Annotated in this window: 20 protein-coding genes; 9 read left to right on the top strand and 11 right to left on the bottom strand. The window is 60.8% G+C overall.

Annotation, left to right across the window (positions count from 1 at the left end; translation table 11 throughout):
- From ACWHXP_RS02435 to ACWHXP_RS02425, 3 genes are all read right to left on the bottom strand, one after another.
- Window positions 1–942: a hypothetical protein gene (locus ACWHXP_RS02435; RefSeq protein WP_489634584.1), complete on the bottom strand. Its 942-nt coding sequence runs from the start codon at window positions 940–942 to the stop codon at window positions 1–3.
- A 70-nt stretch (window positions 943–1,012) separates the two neighbouring features.
- Window positions 1,013–1,693: a hypothetical protein gene (locus ACWHXP_RS02430; RefSeq protein ID WP_489634585.1), complete on the bottom strand. Its 681-nt coding sequence runs from the start codon at window positions 1,691–1,693 to the stop codon at window positions 1,013–1,015.
- 103 nt (window positions 1,694–1,796) lie between these two features.
- A complete protein-coding gene (locus ACWHXP_RS02425) occupies window positions 1,797–2,084 on the bottom strand; it encodes a barstar family protein (protein ID WP_489634586.1) in 288 nt (95 codons plus the stop codon).
- A gap of 345 nt (window positions 2,085–2,429) precedes the next feature.
- Here ACWHXP_RS02425 and ACWHXP_RS02420 point away from each other — a divergent pair, with 345 nt between their 5' ends.
- From ACWHXP_RS02420 to ACWHXP_RS02380, 9 genes are all read left to right on the top strand, one after another.
- Window positions 2,430–3,323: a nitrilase family protein gene (locus ACWHXP_RS02420; RefSeq protein ID WP_034336282.1), complete on the top strand. Its 894-nt coding sequence runs from the start codon at window positions 2,430–2,432 to the stop codon at window positions 3,321–3,323.
- 78 nt (window positions 3,324–3,401) lie between these two features.
- Window positions 3,402–4,574: a substrate-binding protein gene (locus ACWHXP_RS02415; RefSeq protein WP_121045222.1), complete on the top strand. Its 1,173-nt coding sequence runs from the start codon at window positions 3,402–3,404 to the stop codon at window positions 4,572–4,574.
- Window positions 4,575–4,656: 82 nt separating this feature from the next.
- Complete coding sequence (locus ACWHXP_RS02410; RefSeq protein WP_489623488.1) at window positions 4,657–5,490, top strand: branched-chain amino acid ABC transporter permease; 834 nt, start codon at window positions 4,657–4,659, stop codon at window positions 5,488–5,490.
- Window positions 5,483–7,294 (top strand): ABC transporter permease subunit, encoded by a 1,812-nt coding sequence (locus tag ACWHXP_RS02405; protein ID WP_489634587.1) that lies wholly within the window; start codon window positions 5,483–5,485, stop codon window positions 7,292–7,294. The genes ACWHXP_RS02410 and ACWHXP_RS02405 overlap by 8 nt, the downstream gene beginning before the upstream one ends.
- Complete coding sequence (locus ACWHXP_RS02400) at window positions 7,291–7,998, top strand: branched-chain amino acid ABC transporter ATP-binding protein (protein WP_489634588.1); 708 nt, start codon at window positions 7,291–7,293, stop codon at window positions 7,996–7,998. Before ACWHXP_RS02405 ends, ACWHXP_RS02400 begins: the two co-directional genes overlap by 4 nt.
- 123 nt (window positions 7,999–8,121) lie before the next feature.
- Window positions 8,122–9,123, top strand: a complete 1,002-nt coding sequence (locus tag ACWHXP_RS02395) for an asparaginase (RefSeq protein ID WP_489634589.1) — start codon at window positions 8,122–8,124, stop codon at window positions 9,121–9,123.
- 9 nt (window positions 9,124–9,132) lie between these two features.
- Complete coding sequence (locus ACWHXP_RS02390) at window positions 9,133–10,293, top strand: transporter substrate-binding domain-containing protein (RefSeq protein WP_489623491.1); 1,161 nt, start codon at window positions 9,133–9,135, stop codon at window positions 10,291–10,293.
- A 4-nt stretch (window positions 10,294–10,297) separates the two neighbouring features.
- A complete protein-coding gene (locus tag ACWHXP_RS02385; RefSeq protein ID WP_199725133.1) occupies window positions 10,298–10,939 on the top strand; it encodes an ANTAR domain-containing response regulator in 642 nt (213 codons plus the stop codon).
- Window positions 10,940–11,184: 245 nt separating this feature from the next.
- Complete coding sequence (locus ACWHXP_RS02380) at window positions 11,185–11,337, top strand: hypothetical protein (protein WP_158601286.1); 153 nt, start codon at window positions 11,185–11,187, stop codon at window positions 11,335–11,337.
- A gap of 187 nt (window positions 11,338–11,524) precedes the next feature.
- Here the strand turns inward: ACWHXP_RS02380 and ACWHXP_RS02375 are convergent, their stop codons facing one another.
- The 8 genes from ACWHXP_RS02375 to ACWHXP_RS02340 form a co-directional block, all read right to left on the bottom strand.
- Window positions 11,525–12,526 (bottom strand): formylglycine-generating enzyme family protein, encoded by a 1,002-nt coding sequence (locus tag ACWHXP_RS02375; RefSeq protein WP_489635882.1) that lies wholly within the window; start codon window positions 12,524–12,526, stop codon window positions 11,525–11,527.
- Window positions 12,527–12,676: 150 nt separating this feature from the next.
- On the bottom strand, window positions 12,677–13,234 hold the full coding sequence (locus ACWHXP_RS02370) for a TetR/AcrR family transcriptional regulator (RefSeq protein WP_039784530.1): 558 nt from the start codon (window positions 13,232–13,234) through the stop codon (window positions 12,677–12,679).
- Window positions 13,235–13,243: 9 nt separating this feature from the next.
- Window positions 13,244–13,714, bottom strand: a complete 471-nt coding sequence (locus ACWHXP_RS02365) for a nuclear transport factor 2 family protein (RefSeq protein WP_121045233.1) — start codon at window positions 13,712–13,714, stop codon at window positions 13,244–13,246.
- Between the two features lie 235 nt (window positions 13,715–13,949).
- The gene (locus ACWHXP_RS02360) at window positions 13,950–14,564 is read right to left on the bottom strand and encodes a hypothetical protein (protein ID WP_489623492.1); all 615 of its coding nucleotides are present in this window, start codon (window positions 14,562–14,564) and stop codon (window positions 13,950–13,952) included.
- Between the two features lie 17 nt (window positions 14,565–14,581).
- Window positions 14,582–15,700, bottom strand: coding sequence for a hybrid sensor histidine kinase/response regulator (locus ACWHXP_RS02355; RefSeq protein ID WP_121045235.1), 1,119 nt, complete (start codon window positions 15,698–15,700; stop codon window positions 14,582–14,584).
- Window positions 15,697–16,332 carry a chemotaxis protein CheB gene (locus ACWHXP_RS02350; protein ID WP_489623493.1) on the bottom strand — a complete coding sequence of 212 codons (636 nt, stop codon included), beginning with the start codon at window positions 16,330–16,332 and terminating at the stop codon, window positions 15,697–15,699. The genes ACWHXP_RS02355 and ACWHXP_RS02350 overlap by 4 nt, the downstream gene beginning before the upstream one ends.
- The gene (locus ACWHXP_RS02345) at window positions 16,329–17,180 is read right to left on the bottom strand and encodes a CheR family methyltransferase (protein ID WP_039784526.1); all 852 of its coding nucleotides are present in this window, start codon (window positions 17,178–17,180) and stop codon (window positions 16,329–16,331) included. The genes ACWHXP_RS02350 and ACWHXP_RS02345 overlap by 4 nt, the downstream gene beginning before the upstream one ends.
- Window positions 17,165–20,653: a response regulator gene (locus tag ACWHXP_RS02340; protein WP_489635883.1), complete on the bottom strand. Its 3,489-nt coding sequence runs from the start codon at window positions 20,651–20,653 to the stop codon at window positions 17,165–17,167. Before ACWHXP_RS02340 ends, ACWHXP_RS02345 begins: the two co-directional genes overlap by 16 nt.
- Between the last annotated feature and the right edge of the window lie 262 nt (window positions 20,654–20,915).

Here is a 20,915-nt window from a genome sequence, read left to right as displayed (position 1 = left end):
TCAGTCCCGAATCCGATCGGACAGTGTAGTAACCTGCAATTTGCCCCAGGGATCTCCCAGTCCATATTTTTCGTCATTGATGAAACCAGTCGGGAAGAAGCCAAAATCCGCTTCACCCCTCACGATGTCGGAAACGGAATCATCCAGAGTTTTTGCGGGGACAATCTGTAGTGGCACTCTCAAATCACTGGCCAGCGCGATCGCCAGATCAACGTATATCCCAATTATCTTTCCGCTCTCCTTGTCCCTATAGGCGAACACCGGATTGCTCATATCAATGGATGCTCGCAGCGTCCCGGTAGGGGCCAGATAGGCCGCAATTGGATTACTCTTCTGGAGCGCTGCGTCCTGCAGACAATAGCTCACATTACTGCTTAGTTCTTCCGCTTCCTTTTCGTTAAATTTAGGATCTTGTATCTGCAGATAGGAGGCAAGTAATTTGTAATCTGGAATGCGCGGATCAAGTGAATTATCTTTTTCGATCACCTCAATGATCCGTCCTCGCTCGACGCGGAATATGAGAGTCGTCTGCGCGATCCCAACCTCGCCCCATGTGCCGTAACATAATGTTTTTCCGCGATATGTCGCGACTTCCGAACTGATCCAATCGGCCCACATTGGTCCCGGGACTCCATAAATGGTGCTGATCGATGCGTGACCGGTGCTACACCCTCTGAAGCCATCAAGCCAAAGCTTTCCTTCAGCGATCCGCCACCTTCCGCGGGGAGAACCAAGGGAAGATGAGCAAGTACTACCGGCAATTGCCATGTCCCTTACTTTTTCGTTGTACGGCAGATCAAGTTTCCCGGGAGAGACTGCCCATACTGCAGATTCCACACCGTCGTAGATCAGCATGTCCGCCAGAAGAGCGGTTGCTTCAGCAGGGAAAACTACAAGAAACGCACATGCGACAGCGCAATAAAAATGGAGTAGCTTGCTCATTTCCAGCTGAAATTTTCGTTCAAATCATGATCAGATCTGACGTGGCCTGCGATCCTGATGGAGGGCAACATCAATTGGCAAACTCGATCGGCGGAAGCATCAAGCCGCCTTCGAAAGAATTCACGGAATTCTTGACTGCGTTATGCAGGGTCTCGCCCCAAGCTACAAGTGCCTCTGGCACCTCGTGAAGGTCAGCAGCTTCAGCCCGGCCAGCGGGCAGCCCCAGAAACTTCTTGTTGGTCATCAGGTTGACGCTGAGATACGTTCCGGCCTGAGAGCCATATTGTGTCCGAAGTGAATAACCGCTGGTAAATAGTTGAATATTCTGCTGCTTGAGCGCGAGGGGCACTTCTGCGTCTTCCTTGTAGAACTTGAATGGCGCAAATGCAATATTGACGACCAGACAGTCACGTGTGTCAGGCTGCTTGTTGCTTCCGAAATCGTTCGTAAAGTATTTGGGCCTGGGCTCGGGGCACTGCTGGCTGATCCAGCGAATTCGGCTACCACGTCCAGCCTCGGTGCTAGTAACGCTGAGGAGTGCGTTAACATTCCCGGAACCATCTACGAGTTTGAATACCCGCGTACGAAGCGGCATCTTTGAATGCTGATCAAAGGTGAGATTCCCGTCGAACTCAGTCAAGGTCTGCCAATTTCCCGTCGGCAATTTAATGTTGGTGCGACCGATACTCTCAGCCAGACATGAGTTGAAGACGAGACCCAACAACGCCGAGACGACAGCTGCTTTTTTCACTTTGACCTTCCCCCGAAGAAATGTTTTTTACTCGAAGCGATACTGTGAGCGATGATCCCATACCTAGCGAGGATACCAATTAATCCGCGCCAAATCACTTGACTCATCCCCTGAAAACAATCTGCACTCCTGCATTCACCAACAAGTCCTTAGCGATACGTTGCAACCCTGAACAAAGGAAAGGATGACGCTCTGCGAAATCATCCACATGGATCAGTTCGATCTGGCATTCTCCGGGCCAGCCGAGACCACCCGCAGACAGCGCATCCCATAATGCCTGCACGTTCCGTCCAAAGCGGTGTTGACCTTGTGGCTTGACAACTTCGCAGTAAAGCTGCCAGAAGTCATCCTCTGTTTCCACGGTGGCGCAGTTCAGAATTATCTTCTTCATCGTTGTTGGCTCGATAAAAAATCATTGTTTTACCGATATGAAACCGCTTCAAATACCTTCCCCCTGCCCGTGTACGACCAACGAATAAAAGCACGGCAAGAGAAAAAGTTCAGCTGGATTTCTCATTCCCCGACAACATCGTCTTTACGACGCGTAATGTCTGACACGGCCAGGAATGATGACACGTATTGACGCATTCATTTGAGTGATGCAATAATCGCCTCGCTGCCTAGGAACGCCACCAGGCAGTACTCCCAGCAATATTGCTGACCATACATACCGGCTATGAAAGCCCCTGACATGCGCATCAAGCGCAGTCAGGGGCTTTTTGTTTTGGAGATTCGCATGTCGTCACAGGAAAACACCTCGCCGCCCTCGTTTCCATTGATCAAGGTGGCAAGCGTCCAGATGGAGCCCCACATTGGCCGCAAGGAAGAGAATGTTGCCCGTTCCATTGCCTTCATCGATCGCGCCGCCGCCGAGGGGGCCGAGCTGGTGGTCTTGCCCGAGCTGGTCAACAGCGGCTATGTCTTCGCCAGCCGCGCCGAAGCCTTCGCCTTGGCGGAAGTCCTGCCCGACGGCCCCACCACCCAGGCCTGGATGGCCGCCGCGCGCCGCAACGGTATCCATGTCGTGGCCGGCATCGCCGAACGCGAGGGCGACCGGCTCTACAATTCCGCCGTGGTGATTGGCCCGGACGGCTGGCTGGGCGTCTACCGCAAGCTGCATCTGTGGGGAGACGAACATCTGTTCTTTGAAGCTGGCGACAAGGGATTACCCCTGTTCCACACACGCTGGGGACGACTGGGCGTGGCGATCTGCTACGACGGCTGGTTCCCGGAAGTGTATCGGTTGCTTGCCATGCAGGGTGCTGACGTCGTGGCGATGCCAACCAACTGGGTACCGATGCCAGGGCAGCCAGACAACCGCCAAGCCATGGCAACTTCACTGGCGATGGCCAATGCCCATAGCAACGCGCTCACCATCGTGTGCGCCAACCGTACCGGCACCGAGCGCGGCCAGCCCTTCATCGGACAGAGCGTGATCATTGGCGCGCAAGGCTGGCCGCTGGCCGGGCCGGCACCGGAGGACGGCGAGCAAATACTGTATGCCAGCCTCAATCTCAAGGAGTCGCGCCAGGCACGCCATCTCACTCCCTTCAACCATGTGCTGCGCGACCGTCGCGACGACCTCTACGACCCGATGCTGGGCACGGGTTGGCCGCTGCCGCGGCACTGAACCGCTTGCCGTTTGCCGTACCGCTTTTCTTTCAGGATCCATTCCATCCATCCACTCACACCGACTGAGGAGTTCATGATGAACAGATTCACTTTCGCGCTGCCCCATGGCGTATTTGCTGTCGCATTTTCCCTGCTTGCCGCAGCTGCGCCGGCCCACGCCGCCGAGCCCATCCGCATCGGCGTGGCGGTCGGGCTATCGGGTGCCAACAGCGTGGTGGCACCGGCCGTAGTGCAGTCCTCGCAACTGGCGGTCGATGAAATCAACGCCGCGGGCGGCATCATGGGACGCAAGCTGGAACTGGAAATCGTCGATGACGCCTCCGGCGCAGTGGGCGCGCAGAAAGCTTTCGATACGCTGGTGTTCCAAAAGAGGGTCAACGCCGTCATCGCCATGGAAACCAGCGCCGCACGCAATGCCGCGCTGCCGGTGATCAGCCGCGGCAAGGTACCTTACATCTACACGTCCTTCTACGAGGGTCGCTCGTGCAATAAATGGATGTACGCCAACGGCTGGGTGCCGGAGCAACAGGTGGCGCCGGTAGTGGATTACTTCAGCAAGTCCATGAATGCCAAGACCTTCTTCCTGGTCGGCAGCGACTACGCCTTTGGCCGAGGCATGCTGGAATTCACCAAGAAGTACATCGAGCAGAAAGGCGGCAAGGTCGTCGGCGAAGAATACCTGCCCATCGACGGCAGCGACTGGACCACGGTAGTTTCGAAGATCCGTGCCAGCAAGCCGGACGCCCTGATCAGCGCCACCGCCGGCGGCGCACCCAATGTGTCGCTGGCGAAGCAGCTCAAGGGAGCCGGTCTGACGCTACCCTACGGCAACCTCGCCATTGACGAGGGTACCGCCAGGACCATGGGCGATGCCGCCACCGGGCTCTACATGTCGGCTTCTTACCTGACCAGCATCGATACGGCGGAAAACAGGAAATTCATGGACGCGCTGAAGAAAAAATTCGGCGCAGACCTGAAGACCCCCAATGAATTGTCCGAGCCCCAGTACGAAGCCTTCTATCTGTACAAGGCCGCCGTCGAGAAAGCCGGATCGACTGACAGCGACAAGGTGAGCAAGGCGCTCGGCGAAGTGTCGTTCAACGGTCCGCGTGGCACGGTGGCGATGAACAAGAGCCATCATGCGCCGCTTTCCATGCGCCTGGGCCAGGTGCAGGCCGACGGATCGATCCGTATTCTGGAGACCTTCGCCAGCGTCGACCCCGGCAACCAGTGCCCGAGCATCAAGTGATGGCGGCAGGCAGGACCGCTTTGCGATAACAACGCCGCCGCGGCCATGACCGCGGCGGCCTGAGAAACGAGAGGAGAGCGCCATGGCGCTATTGCTGGATATGCTGACGACGGCCGCGATGCTGTTCGTCGTCACCGCCGGACTGATGATGATCTTCGGTGTCATGAAGATCGTCAATTTCGCCCACGGGGCCTTGCTGACCGTGGGCGGTTACGCCAGTTACGTAACCACGCGTCTGCAACTCGATCCCTGGCTGGGATGGCCGCTGGCGCTGGTAGCCGGTATCGCCGTGGGCATGCTGGTCGAAGGCGTGATCGTTCGCCGCCTTTACAAGCGGCCGCTGGACGCCATCCTGGCGACATGGGGACTGAGCATCGTGATTGGCCAGCTGATCGTGATGGCCTTCGGTCGCGAGGTGCAGTTCGTCAACGCACCGCTGACCGGGACCTGGAACATCCTCGGCGTCGACTACTCCGCCTACCGCCTGTTGCTGGTGCCGCTGGCGCTGGGCATCTGCCTGCTGCTCACGGCGCTGCTCAACGGTACGGATTTCGGCGTGCGTACCCGCGCAGTGATCATGAATGAGGAACTGGCCAGCAGCCTGGGCATCCATTCCGGCCGCGTACGTTTCGTCACCTTCAGCCTGGGTGCCGGACTGGGGACACTGGCCGGCGCGATGATCACGCCGCTCTCCAGCGTCGATCCCAATATGGGCCTGCCCTGGCTGATCAGTGCCTTCATGCTGGTAATGATCTCCGGCCACTCCATCCTGAGCCTGCTGCTGGCCTGCATGGTATTCGGTGCTGCGCAGGTGCTGGTCAGCACCTACGCCAATCCTGTGCTCGGCGGTCTCACCATCGCCGTCCTCGCTGCAGTGACCTTGCGTATCCGACCGAAGGGGCTGGCCCGTGCGTAACTCCTCTCTTTCTTCCGCCGCACCTTCCTCACGGGCGGGTGCCGCACGCGTACGCCATTCTCTGCGCAGCGTCTTGCTGTTCGTCGGTGTGGGCCTGCTGTTGCTGGCTGCCGGGCCGTGGATCTTCGACACCTACCTGCAAAACATCCTCATCAAGGCCTATTTCATGGCCATCGTTGCGATGACCGTCGATATTCTGTGGGGCTATACCGGCTACCTCACGTTCGGCCAGTCGGCTTTCTTCGGAATCGGTGCCTATTCCGCCGGACTGGTGTTCACGCATGGCGGCTTCAGCCCTGTCACGGTCATGCTGGCAATCGGCACCACCATCGCTGCAGCAGCAGCGGTGGCGGCGCTGGCCGGATGGCTGTCGTTCTATCGCGGTGCGTCGCCGTTCTTCGCCACCGTGATTTCGCTGGTGTTGCCCATCGTGCTGACCCAGCTGCTGCTGTCGGGTGGCAGCTGGACCGGCTCCAGTTCCGGGCTGACCGGTTATGACAGCTTCGATTTTTCCCTAGACGCCTGGTATTGGATCTCGGGCGGCATGCTGGCAGTGGCTGCGCTGGCCGGCTGCTTGCTGGTGCGCTCCGATGCCGGCCGCCTGCTCGCCGCCATCCGCGACAATGAGCAGCGCTGCAGCTATCTGGGCATCAACACCTCGCTGGTGAAAATTACGCTGCTGGTGGCCATGGCAGTACTGGCCGGTCTGGCCGGATTCGGCTACGGCGCTTTCAGTGGCGTGGTCGCACCCGAGCTGGCCGGCTTCGCGCTGGGCACGGAATTCATCATCTGGGTCGCGCTGGGCGGGCGCGGCAGCCTGTGGGGACCACTGATCGGTGCCGTATTGATCAACGTTGCCACCGCCTATCTCAGCAGCAGCATGCCCTTTGCCTGGCAATTGATCCTGGGCGCAGCGTTCATCCTGGTGATCGTACTGCTGCCCCAGGGCCTGGTGCCGCTGCTGTTGCGCCCCCTTGGCCTGGGCCGCGCAAGCGCGCATCAGCCGGGCCTGGAAGAGTGTGCCGGCGTGACCGGCGGCGATGCGCAGGCGGAGGCGATCCGCATGCAGGGAGTGGCCCGCCACTTCGGCCCGCTGAAGGTGCTGCGCGGCATCGACTTCGCCGCCCGTGCCGGCGAGCTGGTCGGGCTGATCGGTCCCAATGGAGCCGGCAAGACTACGCTGATGCGCTGCATGAGCGATGGTGCCGAGCGCAGCGCCGGCAGCATCGCGCTGTGCGGCAGCGACATCGGCCAATTGCCGCCGGAGGCCTGCGTCAGCCTCGGGCTGGGACGCAAGTTCCAGAACGCCAATATCTTCGACACACTGACCGTGGCGCAATGCCTGCGCATCGCCCGTGCGCGGCTTGAACGGCCGGCCCTGTTCCGGCGTGCGGACGTGCTGCATCTCCCCCCTTATGCCTTGCACGTGATGCGCGCCACCGGTCTGGATGAGAAACTCGACAGCGTCGCCGGGGATCTCTCCCACGGCCAGCAGCAGGCGCTGGAACTGGCCATGGTGTTGGCGCTGGAGCCCCGTGTGGTGCTGCTGGATGAACCTACCGCCGGGCTCACCAAGGCCGAGCGTACGCAGATCGGCGGGGTACTGTCTTCGCTCGCGCTCAAGTACCGGCTGTGCTGCCTGCTGGTGGAGCATGATCTTGATTTCGTGCAGCAGATCGCCACCCGCATCGTGGTGCTGCATCAAGGTGCGATCGCCATGGAAGGCAGTTTCGATGAGGTGGTCAATTCGGAACTGGTCAACACCATTTATTCAGGCAGTACCCACGCAACGGAGGCGCAATGAGATCATCGGCACTGGTGTTGGACGGCATTACCAGCGGCTATCGTGCGTCGGTCGTGCTGCGCGGCGTGTCGCTGGACATCGCGCAAGGCGAGGCCGTAGCCCTGCTGGGCAAGAATGGCATGGGCAAGAGCACGCTGCTCAAGACCATCATGGGCTACCTCGGCAAGCAGGGCGGTGCGATCCACCTGCACGGGCGCAACATCACGCACCTGGCACCGCACAGCATCGCGCGCCAGGGGGTGGCCTATGCGGCACAGGAGAACGCCCTCTTCGCCGAACTGAGCATCGGCGACAACCTGCGCCTGGGGCTGGCGCAGCCGGCGTTGTTCGAAGAGCGCTTCGCTGCCGTCGAACCCCTGTTCCCGGTGTTTCGCAGCCGGCTGCAGCAATACGCCGGCACCCTCTCCGGCGGTGAGCAGAAGATGCTGTTGCTGGCACGCGCCCTGATGATGCGGCCCTCGGTGATCCTGCTGGACGAGATCACCGAAGGCTTGCAGCCCTCGGTCATCGACCGCCTGGCCAACGCGCTGCAGGAGGAGCGCAGGCAGCACGGCACCACGCTGCTGCTGGTTGAACAGAACGTGCCCTTCGCGCTGCAAGTGGCGGACCGCTACCTCATCATCAAGCAGGGCGAGCTGGTCGAGGAGGGCCCCGCCAAGCGCGACGGCGCGGCAGAACTTGTCTTCGGGCACTTGCGCGTATGACGTGGGCATGGGTTGCGCCGCTTGTCCCGGCACCCGCTCTGTGACCATAATCGGTGCGATCCCCCATCCCGCGTGCCGGGCCGCTGCGGCCGCGGGCATATTTCTTGCCAACCATTCGATGCCATGATGAGTTCAGCCCAATCCAACCTGCCCCTCTGCGTTTACATCTCCACCGGTGGCACCATTGCCATGAAAATCGACCCTGTCCGAAAGGCGCCGGTGCCCGCCCTCTCGGGCGATGATCTGCTGGCCACCGTGCCCGGCATCCGCGCCATCGCGCAGCTGGAGGTCGTCAATCTCTTCAACGTACCGTCCGGCTATATGGATCCGCCACGCTGGATCGCCCTGCAGCAGGCTGCCGCAGCCGCGCTGGAGCGCCCGGAAGTGGACGGCGTGATCGTCTCCCACGGCACGGATACGCTGGAAGAAACCGCGTGGTTCCTTGACCTGACTCTGGCCAGCGACAAGCCGGTAGTGCTGATCGGTGCGCAGCGCAATGCCTCCAGCCCGGATTTCGACGGACCGCGCAATCTGCTCAACGCAGCCCGTGTGTGCGCCAGCGCGCAAGCGCACGGCCTGGGCGCGATGATTGCGATGAACAACCAGATCAACGCCGCCCGCGATGTCAGCAAGACCCATACCGCCGACGTCGAAAGCTTCAAGTCCGGTGATTTCGGCGTGCTGGGGGTAGCCGATGAAGATCGCGTAGTTCTCGCGCGCCGGCCGATGCGCCGCCAGCATCTGCCCTTGCTCGGCGGTACTTTGCCACGGGTCGAGATCATCCCCATGTTCGGCGGAGCCAGCGGTGACTTGCTGCGCGCTGCGGTGACGCTGGGCGCAAGCGGGATCGTGATCCAGGCGCTCGGCTGCGGCAACGTGAATGCCGACATGTATGAGGCAATCCGGCACGCCACCGGACAGGGCATCCCGGTGGTGATCTCCACCCGTGTGCCCCATGGCCGCGTATCGCCGTCCTACGGTTTCGACGGCGGCGGTGCTACCCTCAAGGCTGTCGGCGCAGTCTTCGCCGATGACCTGAGTCCGCAGAAAGCCCGTATCCTGCTGATGCTGGCCCTGCAATCCACGCAAGACACGGACCGCTTGCAGGCGCTGTTCGACCGATAAGGACCGACCATGAATACCACTTCATTCCAGGATACGCGCGTGCGACAGGAAGATGGCTGGCGCATTGGCGTGCTGTTTTCTCGGTCGGGCGCAACCGGGGTCACGGAATCTGAACACTTTTTCGGGACCGCGCTGGCGATCGAAGAGATCAACCAGCTCGGTGGTGTGCTCGGCCGGCCCTTGGTGCCGGTGGCCTACGACCCCAAGGGCGACATCGCGGAATATCGCAAGCTGGTCACGCGCCTGCTGCTGGAGGACGAGATCAACGTGGTATTCGGCTGCTCGCGCTCATCCAGCCGCAAGGCGGTGCTGCCGGTCATCGAACGCAACAACGCACTGCTGTGGTACTGCTCCTTCTATGAGGGTTTCGAGTATTCACCCAACGTGATCTATACCGGTGCCGTCCCGAACCAGAACAGCGTGCAGCTGGCCGCCTACCTCATGCAGAACAAGCGCACCCGCTTCTTCCTGGTAGGTACCGACTACATCTATCCGCGCGAATCCAATCGCGTCATGCGCGACATGGTGGAGCAGCATGGTGGCGAGATCCTCGATGAAATCTACCTGCCGCTGGAAGCCGGCCGGGGCGAACTGGAAGAGGTGCTGACCGACATCAAGGCGGCCCAGCCCGACGTGGTGTTTTCGACGCTGGTGGGACAATCGGCGCGGCTGTTTTACCAGCTTTATCCCGAGTTCGGATTCGATCCGACGACCACACCGATCGCCAGCCTCTCGATGGCGGAGGAAGAGATCCGCCTGATCGGTGCCCGGCACTGCGCGGGCCACATCACAGCCGCGACCTATTTCGGTTCGCTGGACAATGAGAGCAACCGGCATTTCCTCGCCCTCTGGCGCAAGCGTTTCGGCGACCGGCCCACAAGCACCTGGTCGGAGATGGCCTATGCCCAAGTCCACCTGTTTGCGCGCGCCCTGCAGCGCGCAGGCAGCCTGGACCGGCGCAAGCTGGTGGAGGCCACTCATACGGTGTCATTCGATTCGCCTGAAGGGCGCATCAGTGTCGACGCAGACAACAATCATTGCGCCCTTACCCCGCGCATTGGCATCTGCCGTAGCGACGGACAGTTCGACATCGCCTGGGAAGCGTCGGAGCCCGTCAAGCCGGACCCCTATCTTTCCACTTTCGGCTTTTCCGGTTTCTGGTTGAGGTAAGGTCATGGGACAAAGCCTTCGCCGACTTTACGAGGACCTGCGCAGTATCTGCGTAGCCGTCGTCTATCCGCCCGGTGAAGACCGGGACGTAGTGATCCAGCAGTTGCAGCGCATCGGCTGCCGGCTGCGCGTGATCTGGCCCAGTCCAACGGAGCCGCCGACCGGAGCCGACGTCATTTTCTTCCAGATATCGCAGGAGCTCGAAGGACGCAGCGGATGGAATGCCAGCGCCGTGGATGCGGCCCTGGTCGCCCTGTCCGACTATGAAAGCCCGACCACCTTGAAGCTGTTGCTGGACACCAAGGCGCACGGTGTGCTGACACGTCCGTTCCGCTCGCAAGGCATCCTGAGTACGCTGGTGCTGGCGCGCTCTTCACAGGGTTTTCAACAACGGCAGCAGGCCAAGATAGACAAGCTCGAATCGACCATCAAGTCACGCCGGCAGATCGAGAAGGCGATTCGTGTGCTGGTTGAATATCAGAAGCACAGCGAAGAAAGCGCTTACCAATTCATGAGGGAGCGTGCCACTGGCCTGCGAGTGACTGTCGCGGAAGTAGCAACGATGCTGCTGGAAACCCAGGATGCGATGGAGAAACTGGGTTTCCTCGCAGCGGGAAAGGGGAAGAACCCCGGTGACGGGGTATAACGATGACACTCCTGTAGTGCGATGAACAGACGGCGTTCAAGCAGGTGAAACGTTTGTCCGTTCTTCGCCGGAGGGAGAGTTTTTCTTGCTTGAGAATCTCAACCCACCCACTCCCTCCGCGCGTTGCTGAACGCCCCCATTTCAACTGAAACACGTCTCCGCTCCGCTGCAATCCGGTTGAAACCCCCGAGGATCAAGCTTCACCCATACCAGCCGCACCGATCCTCACCCAACCGGAGAACACCATGCGCATCCACGCTACCTGCCTCGTCGCTGCCCTCATGTCCCTGGCTGCTGCCGGCAATGCCGCTGCCACCACCATCTGCCGCTATCGTGCCGACGACGGCCACTGGTTCATGCACATGCTGGAAGCGCTGGCCAACATCACTTACTGCTGAGTCTCGCAGTCACCCTCACCGGAGCAATCACATGGACTACTTCATCCACTCTGCGTTCGACCTGATCTGCTCGGACGTGCCAACCATCGTCGCTGGCTTGTTCGTGAAAGTGATTTGACGTCCTGCGCTACTGAGCCATTCTGGCCGGATGCGGAAGCCGACGCGCTGGCAGCGCCCGACGCCATTTTCAATGCCGGACTTCCACATCCCGCACCAGCCTGATCCCCACCAGCGTATAGCGCGTACTGACGGTATTCCAGTTCCGGAAGGCACACCGCGCATACAGTGACCAGGTATGCCACGAGCCACCGCGCCGCACCTTGGTTTCACCGCTGGCTGGCCCGCGCGGGTCGGCCAACGGCGAACGCGCATAGGTCTCTTCGCCATACCAGTCGGCGGTCCATTCCCAGGCATTGCCTACCATGTCATACAGCCCGAAGGCATTCGCCGGAAAACTGCCCACCGGCGAGGTGAAGGCGAAGCCGTCGTGACTCTTCAGCGCGCGACCGGCCATGCGTGGCCAGTAGGGAGCAGCGTCGGCATCAAAGGTGTTGGCGATCTGACTCAGGCCCTCCGGATCATCGCCATTGGGATAGCGCGTCGTCGTCCCCGCGCGGCAAGCGTATTCCCATTCGGCTTCGGTCGGCAGACGATAGTGCGCGTGCTCTTTCTCACTGAGCCAGGCTGCAAGGGCTGATGCATCATTCCAGGTGACGTTGAGTACCGGATGATCATCGGCCTGGGGGAAGCCGGGGTTTTTCCAGCTGTATTGCGGGCTGCGGCCTTCGAATGCGTCTTTGCGTTCGGTTTTCTCAGGATCGTAATGCGGGTTGTAGCCGTAACCGCCGGTCTGATCGCGAATGGATTCCGGGGTATAGCCCGACTCGGCCAGGAATTTCGCGAACTGGCCCACCGTGACCAGATGCTTCCCGAGATAGAACGGATGGGTGATCAGCACCTTGTGCCGCGGCCGTTCATCGTCCAGATCGCGCAGCCGCCGCTCCTCATAATCCGGATAGGCCTGCTTCAGCGCGGCCAGCGACTCCTCGGCTCCCATCCAGAATTCGCCCGCCGGGATCAGCACCATCTGCATGCCAATGGAGTTTTCCATCGTCAGAGACGGTTGAGTTTTTTCCTCTGCAGAGGCGAACAGGCATGTCGACCAAAGCAACATCGCCGTCCATCTCATGAATCGGTGTTTCAAGGTACCCCCCTTGTATCCGCAGTTGTCATCCTCGTTGAAACTCAAACATCAAGTACACGGCCTGTCAGATGACGGATAGCGCCCAGAACACAACGGCAACCCCATGCCGTTGCACTCACCCTGCTGGACGGGAGATCAGCCCAACAGCCGCTTCTGGAAACGCTTCAACGCATCGGCAAACACATCGGTACTGTCCAGGGCGCGCGCCAGCACCAGCGCGCCCTGTATCCCGCCCACGACTTCCTCGGCCAGCGTTCTGGCTTCCTTGGGCTTGCGCCCGGTCCGCACCAGGGCGGACGCGAGCGCATCGATCCAGGCGATGAAGTAATCACGCACCATCACGGCAAAGCGATCGCGCTCATTGCCCAGCGCAAATACGCCGACCAGGCAGACACGCTGCCCCGAGAGGAAATAGCGGCTGACATCGTCGAACATGGCCTTGATGCCTGCCACGGCATCGTCACGCTCGTTCAACGCCTCGAACACATGCTGCCGGAACCACGCATCGACGTGGCCCAGCACGGCTTGCGCCATCTCCTCCTTGCCGCCCGGGAAAAAGTGATAGATGCTCCCCTTGCCCAGCCTGGTCCCTTCACTGATGCGCGCCAGGCTCGCCCCTTCGAAGCCATAGGTGCGGAAGACTTCCGCCAGCAGGGGGATCACATCGTCTTTTTCCGCAATGACTCTAGCCATTCATTTTCCTCAGATACCGAAATCGCTCAGCCCGGGATGATCCGCCGGGCGCGGGCCACTATTGTCCCACAGGAATTTGCGTTCTTCCGGCTTGATCGGATGCTCGTTGATGCAAGCGTGACGGTGATGCATCAGGCCCTGCGCATCGAATTCCCAGTTCTCGTTGCCGTAGGCGCGATACCACTGGCCGGAATCATCATGGTACTCGTAGGCAAAGCGCACGGCGATGCGCGCACCGTCGAAGGCCCACAGCTCCTTGACCAGACGGTAATCCAGCTCACGCGTCCACTTGCGCTTGAGCAGTGCGGTGATGGCTTCGCGGCCCTGTGCGAATTCGGCGCGATTGCGCCACCAGCTGTCTTCGGTATAGGCCAGTGCAACTTTTTCGGCGTCACGGGTATTCCAGCCGTTTTCGGCAAGACGGACTTTTTCGATGGCGGTTTCACGAGTGAAAGGGGGAAGCGGCGGGCGAATCGACATGATCTTTCTCCAATTAGTGTACCTTTCAGTACCGTATGTACTGTTCGGTACACACAATATAGACCGATCAACTTTGATTGACAAGCGATTTCTTGACGGACGTCGTCTTGCCGGCACAGCTTGAATCCAGCCTGTGCAAGACCAGGAGAATATTGCGAGGAGATTTCGTAGCACCTAAAAAAAAACCTGCTCAGAGGAGCAGGCATTTCGGGTACAAGACAAGTATGAGCAGGCCCTAATGCCTGGCCTTCAAGGACGCAAGATCGTTCTGTTGGAGCCGGGCCAGATTCATTCCCGATGCCACCAATATAACGGAAGCTGCCCAGCACCAGAATGCCGGGTACTGGGTGAACTCTTTCGCAAAGAGGGGAGCGAACAAGGTGTCCACGGCCGCCAGCGTAAAGAACAAAGAGCAGCGTGGATGGCTGATCAGTGGCCCCTTCCAGGCGATGAAAAGGGAAACGATCATGCCGGCGTTGACCAAGGCGTAACTGCCCATCCAGATCAGTTGCGGTTCCAGTCGATCAAAGATGGACATCAGGAAGACGAACGAATAGATCAGGGCCGCGTATCCCAGATCAGTGTTCTGCAAAGGAAGGAACAGCGAGATCATGAACAGCACCCATCCCGCCACCACCAGATAGCGCGCCTTGTTCAGATGTGGCGTGGTGGCAGAATTATCGGGATTGGCGTTGTGCATGGACGTCGATGGCTCCGGATCGAAAAGTTGAAATGCTTCCGTACTTTGTTGGCGGAAGACCGATGGAAAAGCGGAAGGTTTTTCACCTTCAGAAATCTGGTTGACTCCGTAGTTCTGCTTGCCGCCGTGGCCATCGCCCAATTCATTCACTGCGGATGCAATGACGCTCAGCGCCTAGGCAACCTCACCGTCACCATGGTCTGCACCTGGTCATCCGAACTCATGGTGATGCTACCACCATGCGACTTGACGATCTGCTGGGCAATGAACAGGCCCAGTCCGAGACCTTCCTTGCGGCCGACCTCACGCTCGCCACCGCGGAAGGGATCGAAGATCACCGGCAACAAGGCCGCCGGAATGACGCCGCGATTGGCGATGGTCATGACCACTTCCTGCTCGCTGCGGCCATCGATGCCGATGCAGATCGGACTGTCCGCCGCGCCGTGCTGCAAAGCGTTGCCCAGCAGATTGGCCACTACCTGGCCCAGGCGGTCGCCATCCCAATAGCCATTGTCATCGCCCTCGATGCGGCGCTCGACCACACTGCCCGGATACGTGGCCTGGTATTCCTGTACGACCCGTTCGGTGATCTCGCCCAGGCAGGCACTGGCACGCACCAGCGGGATGCCGCCGGCCAGGCGCGCGCGGGCCAGATCGAGCATGTTGTCGATCAGCTTGGCCATGCGCTTGCCACCGTTGAGAATCTGTTGCGAGGCCTTCTGTGCCACCTCTTCCTTGTACGTCCGCTGCAGCAGCGTGGCCGCCATCACCACCGCACTCAGCGGATTGCGCAGGTCGTGGCCGAGGATGGCCACGAACATTTCGTTCATGCGCAGGGTCTCGGTGCGCTGCTTCAACTCCAGCGCCAGCAACTGCTTCTGGCGATACAGCTGGAAGAACACATCGGCCTTGTTGCGCAGGATATGCGGCTCGATGGGCTTGTAGAGGAAGTCCACTGCACCACTCTCATAGCCCTTGAACTGGCGGCGCTCATCACGTACACCCGCCGTGACGAAGATCAGCGGCACGTTGCGGGTACGCTCGCTGCCGCGGATCAGCTCGGCCAGCTCGAAGCCATCCATGTCCGGCATCTGCACGTCGAGGAAGGCCAGTGCCACGTCATGCTGCAGCAGCAGTTCGAGCGCCTCCAGGCCCGAGCGGGCCAGCAGCAGTTCGACATCGTCCCGCTGCAGCAGGGCCGAGAGGGCCAACAAGTTTTCGTCGAGATCATCGACCAGCAGGAATTTCACCCGCGGCAGGTCTCTGTCTTTGTATTTTTCTGTCACCTGCGTTCCTTTTCCTGGTCATTCCCCGATACGCCCAGGGTGCGCAGCAGATCGGCGATCTGCGGGAGCGTGAGCACATAATCAATCTGTCCCAGCGCCAATGCCTGCTCCGGCATGTAAGGTACCTGTGCCTGTTGCGGACTTTGTACCACGGTCACGCCACCGGCGCGCGCAATGGCCTGCAATCCGGCCGCACCGTCATGATTGCCGCCGGTCAGCACGATGCCCAGCAAACGCTCGCGGTAAACATCGGCCGCCGATTCGAACAGCACATCGATGGCCGGGCGCGAATAATTCACCAGTTCATCGTTGGACATGGCCAGCACCGGCCCCTGATCACTGCGATCCACCAGCAGATGATAATCCGGTGGCGCAAAGTAAATCACGCCCGGCTGCGCCGGCTCCTTGTCCTGGGCTTCCACTACCGGCTGGCCGCAGCGATCGGCGAAGATGGTGGCCAGCAGGCTGGGGCGTTCACGCGGAATGTGCAGTACCACCATGGTCGCCACCTGCGCACCACGCCGCAGCGCCGGCAGGATTTCCGACAAGGCTTCCACGCCACCGGCAGAGGCACCGATGACGATTGCATCAATCGCACGGCCACCCAGGGCCGGCAGCGGGACGAGGCTCATAGCTCCCCCTTCTTCTGAAAGATGCGATCTTCCCGCACCACTTCATCGAAGGCAGGACCGTGCGTCGAGAAACGCATCGATTCCTTCGAACCCAGTCCCAGGAAGCCCTTGCGCACCAGCGATTCGCGGAACAGGCCCAGCGCGCGCTCCTGCAAATGGCGATTGAAATAGATCAGCACATTGCGGCAGGACACCAGGTGCATCTCGGCAAAGACACTGTCGGTGGCCAGGCTGTGATCGGAGAAGACCACGTTCTTGCGCAGCGACTTGTCGAAGACGACGGCACCATAAGCGGCCGTATAGTAATCCGAAAGCGAGGTCTTCGCCCCGGATTTCTGGTGGTTGCTGGTAAAACCGGGGATACGGTCGAGCTCGTAGACGCCGGCCTCGGCCTTCTTCAGCGCGGCCTGGTTGATGTCGGTGGCGTAGATGATGCTGCGGTCGAGCAAGCCTTCCTCGCGCAACAGGATCGCCAGCGAATAGACTTCCTCGCCGCTGCTGCAGCCGGCTACCCAGATCTTCAAGGATGGATAGGTACGCAACAGCGGGATCACCTTCTCCCGTAACGACAGGAAATAGCTGGGATCCCGGAACATCTCGCTGACCTGCACCGTGAGGTAATCCATGAGCGCGGGGAATACCGTCGCATCATGCAGCACCTTGTCCTGCAATTGCGACAGTGTTTCGCAGCCGAACCGGATCATGGCGGTAGCAAGGCGGCGCTTGAGTGACGCACCGGCATAACCGCGAAAGTCGCAGTGATACTTGAGGTAGATGGCATCCAGCAACAACTGCATCTCGATATCGAAATGCTGGTTGGCCAGTGCCTGGTTTATTTCGGCATCCATACGCGTACCAGGGACAGCAGTTTTTCCACATCCAAAGGCTTGGCGATGTAATCGTTGGCGCCGGCGGCCAGGCATTTCTCCTGGTCATCCTTCATGGCCTTGGCGGTCAGGGCGATGATGGGCAGGCGCTTCCAGACGGCTTGCTTGCGGATCTCGCGCATGGCGGTCAGGCCATCCATCTCCGGCATCATGATGTCCATCAGCACCAGGTCGATCGGCGCGCCCGGCTGTTCCTGGCTGCGCTGCAGGGCCTCCAGGGCTTCGCGGCCGTTGCGGGCGATGTCGACCTTCATGCCCTTGGGTTCCAGCACGGAGGATAGCGCAAAGATGTTGCGCACGTCGTCTTCCACCACCAGGATGCGGCGGCCTTCGAACACCGTCTCGCGGTCGCGCGCCACCTTGAGCATGCGCTGGCTCTCCGGCGGCAGCGTGGTTTCCACCTGGTGCAGGAACAGCGTGACTTCATCGAGCAGGCGTTCCGGCGAGCGCGCATCCTTGATGATGATGGAGCGCGAGAAACGGCGCAGGTGCTGCTCTTCCTCGGCCGACAGCGAACGGCCGGTATAGACGATCACCGGCGGGAAAGCCACGTGTTCCTGCTCGGCCATCTTTTCCAGCAACTGATAGCCGGACAGATCGGGCAGGTTCAGGTCCATCACCATGCAATCGAAGGTGGTCTCGCGCAGGCGGGCCAGTGCGTCGGCGGCCGTGCGCACGCCGACCAGGTTGATGTTCTCGCCGGCCAGCAACTGGCGGATGCTGTCGAGCTGGCGCGCATCGTCCTCGACCACCAGGACATGGCGCAGGCCCTGCAGGAACTTGGCTTCCAGCTTGCGGATCGCGCCTACCAGCTCTTCTCGCTGCACCGGCTTCAATGCGTAGCCGATGGCACCGCGCTCCAGTGCCTCGTGCGAATAATCGGCCACCGAGACCACGTGTACCGGGATGTGGCGGGTCTTGGGATTGCGCTTGATCTGATCCAGCACGCCCAGGCCGGAGAAGTCAGGCAGGTTCATGTCCATCAGGATGGCGCTGGGACGATACATCTCCGCCGCCGACACGCCCTCATTGGCCGAATGCGTGACCACGCACTGGAAGCCCATCTCGTGCGCCAGGTCGCGCAGGATCATGGCGAAGGCGGTGTCATCCTCGATCACCAGGATCAGGCGCGAGGACGATTCAATGCGGTGACGGTCATCATCGATGGCGATGTCCTGCAGTTTCGCCGGCGCGCCGGGCACCACCTGCGGGCTGGGGATACGGATATCAGGCGCCGTAGCGACTTGCGCCGCCTGCAAGGTCGCAGCCGCCGCCGACGGTGCGGCAACGGCCGCCGGCGTCCGCACTACGGCCTGCTCGCCGCTGTAAACCTGCGGCAGCGAGAGCGTGAAGATGCTGCCCTCGCCTACCCGGCTCTGCACCTGAATATCGCCACCCAGCAGATGCGCCAGGTCGCGCGAGATCGACAGGCCCAGCCCGGTGCCGCCGTACTTGCGATGGGTGCTGCCATCGGCCTGGCGGAAGGCTTCGAAGATGAACTGATGCTGGTCGGCCCCGATGCCGATGCCGGTATCGCGCACGGCGAAAGCGATGCGGCCGCCAGCATCCGCATAGATGCGCAGGCTGACCTCGCCCTTCTCGGTGAACTTGATGGCGTTGGAGAGCAGGTTCTTGAGGATCTGGCCCAGGCGCTGCATGTCCGTTTCCATACGCTGCGGCACGCCCGGATCGACCTCGACCTTGAAGCCCAGGCCCTTCTGCTGGGCCGTCATGGCGAAGCTGGCCTTGAGTTCCTCGGCCATCTTGCTGACCACGAAGGATTCGGAAACGATATCCAGCTTGCCCGCTTCCATCTTCGAGAGATCGAGGATGTCGTTGATCAGGGCCAGCAAATCATTGCCCGCCGAGGAAATGGTTTGCGCGAAACGCACCTGCTCGTCGGAAAGGTTGCCCTGCTTGTTGTCGGCCAGCAGCTTTGCCAGGATCAGGGTGGAGTTCAGCGGCGTGCGCAGCTCGTGACTCATGTTGGCCAGGAACTCGCTCTTGTACTGGTTGGCGCGCTCCAGCTCGGTGGCTTTTTCCACCAGCACCACCTGAGTCTTGGCCAGGTCGTCCTTCTGCATTTCCAGCAGTTGTGCCTGCTCTTCCAGCTGGGCATTGGTTTCTTCCAGTTCGGCCTGCTGGGTTTCCAGGCGCAGTTGCGAGGCCTTCAAGGCCTGGCCCTGCTCTTCCAGCTCTTCGTTGTTGACGCGCAGTTCTTCCTGCTGGGCCTGCAATTCCTCGGACTGGCGCTGGGTTTCTTCCAGCAGTTCTTCCAGACGGGTGCGGTCCTTGGAGGAACGCACGGCAATGGCGATCTGGTCCGACAGGCGCGCCAGCAGCTCTTCTTCCTCGGCCCGCACCTGGCGCAGGAAGCCAAGTTCAAACACGGCCTGCACCACACCATCGGCCGCTGCGGGCACGATCAGCAGCTCACGCGGTGCATGGCGCCCCACGGAAGAGGAGACTGTCAGGTATTGCGCCGGCACTTCCTTGACGTGCATGGCGCGATTGAGTTTGGCGGCCTGGCCCAGCAGGCCCTGGCCATCACGCAGGTGCGGCGGTTGTTCGCTCGCGTTTTCTTCCAGCGCATAGGCGGCGAAGCGCTGGAAGTCGCCGCTATCGGTGCGCAGGTAGATCGCGCCGACCTGAGCATTGAGGTAGGCAGTCAGGAAGGCCAGCGTGTTTTCACCCAGCGCCCCCAGGCGTTGTTCGCCCTGCAGGCGTTCGGCCAAGCCCATCTGGCCGCTGCGGATCCAGGTCTGTTTTTCGCGGGCGCGATAATCGCGCGAAGTGGTCATGGCTGCGGCAATGATGAGTACCAGCAGCAAGCCCGAGCCGCCCCAGGCGACGGCGGTGGAAAACACCACGGCATCGCGCCAGTCGGATTGGCGGCTGGCCAGCAGGTCGCGTTCCTGTTCTTCCATGTCGCGCGACAGCACGCGCACGCGGTCCATGAACATCTTGCCGCGATCGGATTGCACCACGGCCAATGCGCCGGCCGTATCGCCATTGCGACGGCGGCTGATGGTCTCGGCCAGTTCTTCAAGTTTGTCGGCGACCACGCGCTCGATCTGCGACAGGCGCTGCAACTGATCGGGATTGTCGGAGAGCAGCTCGCGCAGCCTGGCGATCTCCCCAGGCAATGCGGCGCGTGCCTGGTTGTAGGGGCTCAGATAGGATTCGGTGCCCGTGAGCAGGAAACCGCGCTGGCTGGTCTCGGCATCCTTGAGCGTGGAGACCAGCACCTGCAGCTGCTCGCGCACCTTCATGGTGTGCGAGACGGCATTGGCGGCCTGGCCCCGGCTGACCGAGGCTTCCCAGGTAAACAGGGCAATGAGCACCACCGCGAGGATGGCGACGGAAAAACCGATCAGCGGCCCCAGCGGCAGCGGCGGTCCGGAAAATGCGCCCTTGCCCTGGCGCTTCAACATGGCAATACGTTCTTCAGCTTGGCTGGAATAAACCCGCACGGTGCGCTCCGTTGTTCGAATCGTTGGTCGAGCTGCGGGGGTTCTGTGTGTCGCTGTGTCCCCCTCCCCTTGGTCTTGCGTCCGGGAAAGCCGCCGATTATACGGGCGGCTTCCGGTTTGCGCAGAGCGCCGGTGCGGCGCTTGATCGCGCACTCACCTGCCTCTGAACCCGGCTAGGACAAAGCGATGCCGGTTCGGTTCCGCAGCGCTGTCATCCTGGCAC

The sequence above is a fragment of the Herbaspirillum sp. Her2 genome (genome assembly GCF_057961375.1).
This window is presented reverse-complemented; position numbering and strand designations above follow the sequence as displayed.

Bases quoted from the DNA above. Each gene is read 5' to 3' on its own strand.
- ACWHXP_RS02435 (WP_489634584.1), bottom strand. From the start codon at position 942: ATGAGCAAGCTACTCCATTTTTATTGCGCTGTCGCATGTGCGTTTCTT.
- ACWHXP_RS02425 (WP_489634586.1), bottom strand. From the start codon at position 2,084: ATGAAGAAGATAATTCTGAACTGCGCCACCGTGGAAACAGAGGATGAC.
- ACWHXP_RS02420 (WP_034336282.1), top strand. From the start codon at position 2,430: ATGTCGTCACAGGAAAACACCTCGCCGCCCTCGTTTCCATTGATCAAG.
- ACWHXP_RS02415 (WP_121045222.1), top strand. From the start codon at position 3,402: ATGAACAGATTCACTTTCGCGCTGCCCCATGGCGTATTTGCTGTCGCA.
- ACWHXP_RS02410 (WP_489623488.1), top strand. From the start codon at position 4,657: ATGGCGCTATTGCTGGATATGCTGACGACGGCCGCGATGCTGTTCGTC.
- ACWHXP_RS02400 (WP_489634588.1), top strand. From the start codon at position 7,291: ATGAGATCATCGGCACTGGTGTTGGACGGCATTACCAGCGGCTATCGT.
- ACWHXP_RS02395 (WP_489634589.1), top strand. From the start codon at position 8,122: ATGATGAGTTCAGCCCAATCCAACCTGCCCCTCTGCGTTTACATCTCC.
- ACWHXP_RS02390 (WP_489623491.1), top strand. From the start codon at position 9,133: ATGAATACCACTTCATTCCAGGATACGCGCGTGCGACAGGAAGATGGC.
- ACWHXP_RS02385 (WP_199725133.1), top strand. From the start codon at position 10,298: ATGGGACAAAGCCTTCGCCGACTTTACGAGGACCTGCGCAGTATCTGC.
- ACWHXP_RS02380 (WP_158601286.1), top strand. From the start codon at position 11,185: ATGCGCATCCACGCTACCTGCCTCGTCGCTGCCCTCATGTCCCTGGCT.
- ACWHXP_RS02375 (WP_489635882.1), bottom strand. From the start codon at position 12,526: ATGAGATGGACGGCGATGTTGCTTTGGTCGACATGCCTGTTCGCCTCT.
- ACWHXP_RS02370 (WP_039784530.1), bottom strand. From the start codon at position 13,234: ATGGCTAGAGTCATTGCGGAAAAAGACGATGTGATCCCCCTGCTGGCG.
- ACWHXP_RS02365 (WP_121045233.1), bottom strand. From the start codon at position 13,714: ATGTCGATTCGCCCGCCGCTTCCCCCTTTCACTCGTGAAACCGCCATC.
- ACWHXP_RS02350 (WP_489623493.1), bottom strand. From the start codon at position 16,332: ATGAGCCTCGTCCCGCTGCCGGCCCTGGGTGGCCGTGCGATTGATGCA.
- ACWHXP_RS02345 (WP_039784526.1), bottom strand. From the start codon at position 17,180: ATGGATGCCGAAATAAACCAGGCACTGGCCAACCAGCATTTCGATATC.
- ACWHXP_RS02340 (WP_489635883.1), bottom strand. From the start codon at position 20,653: ATGTTGAAGCGCCAGGGCAAGGGCGCATTTTCCGGACCGCCGCTGCCG.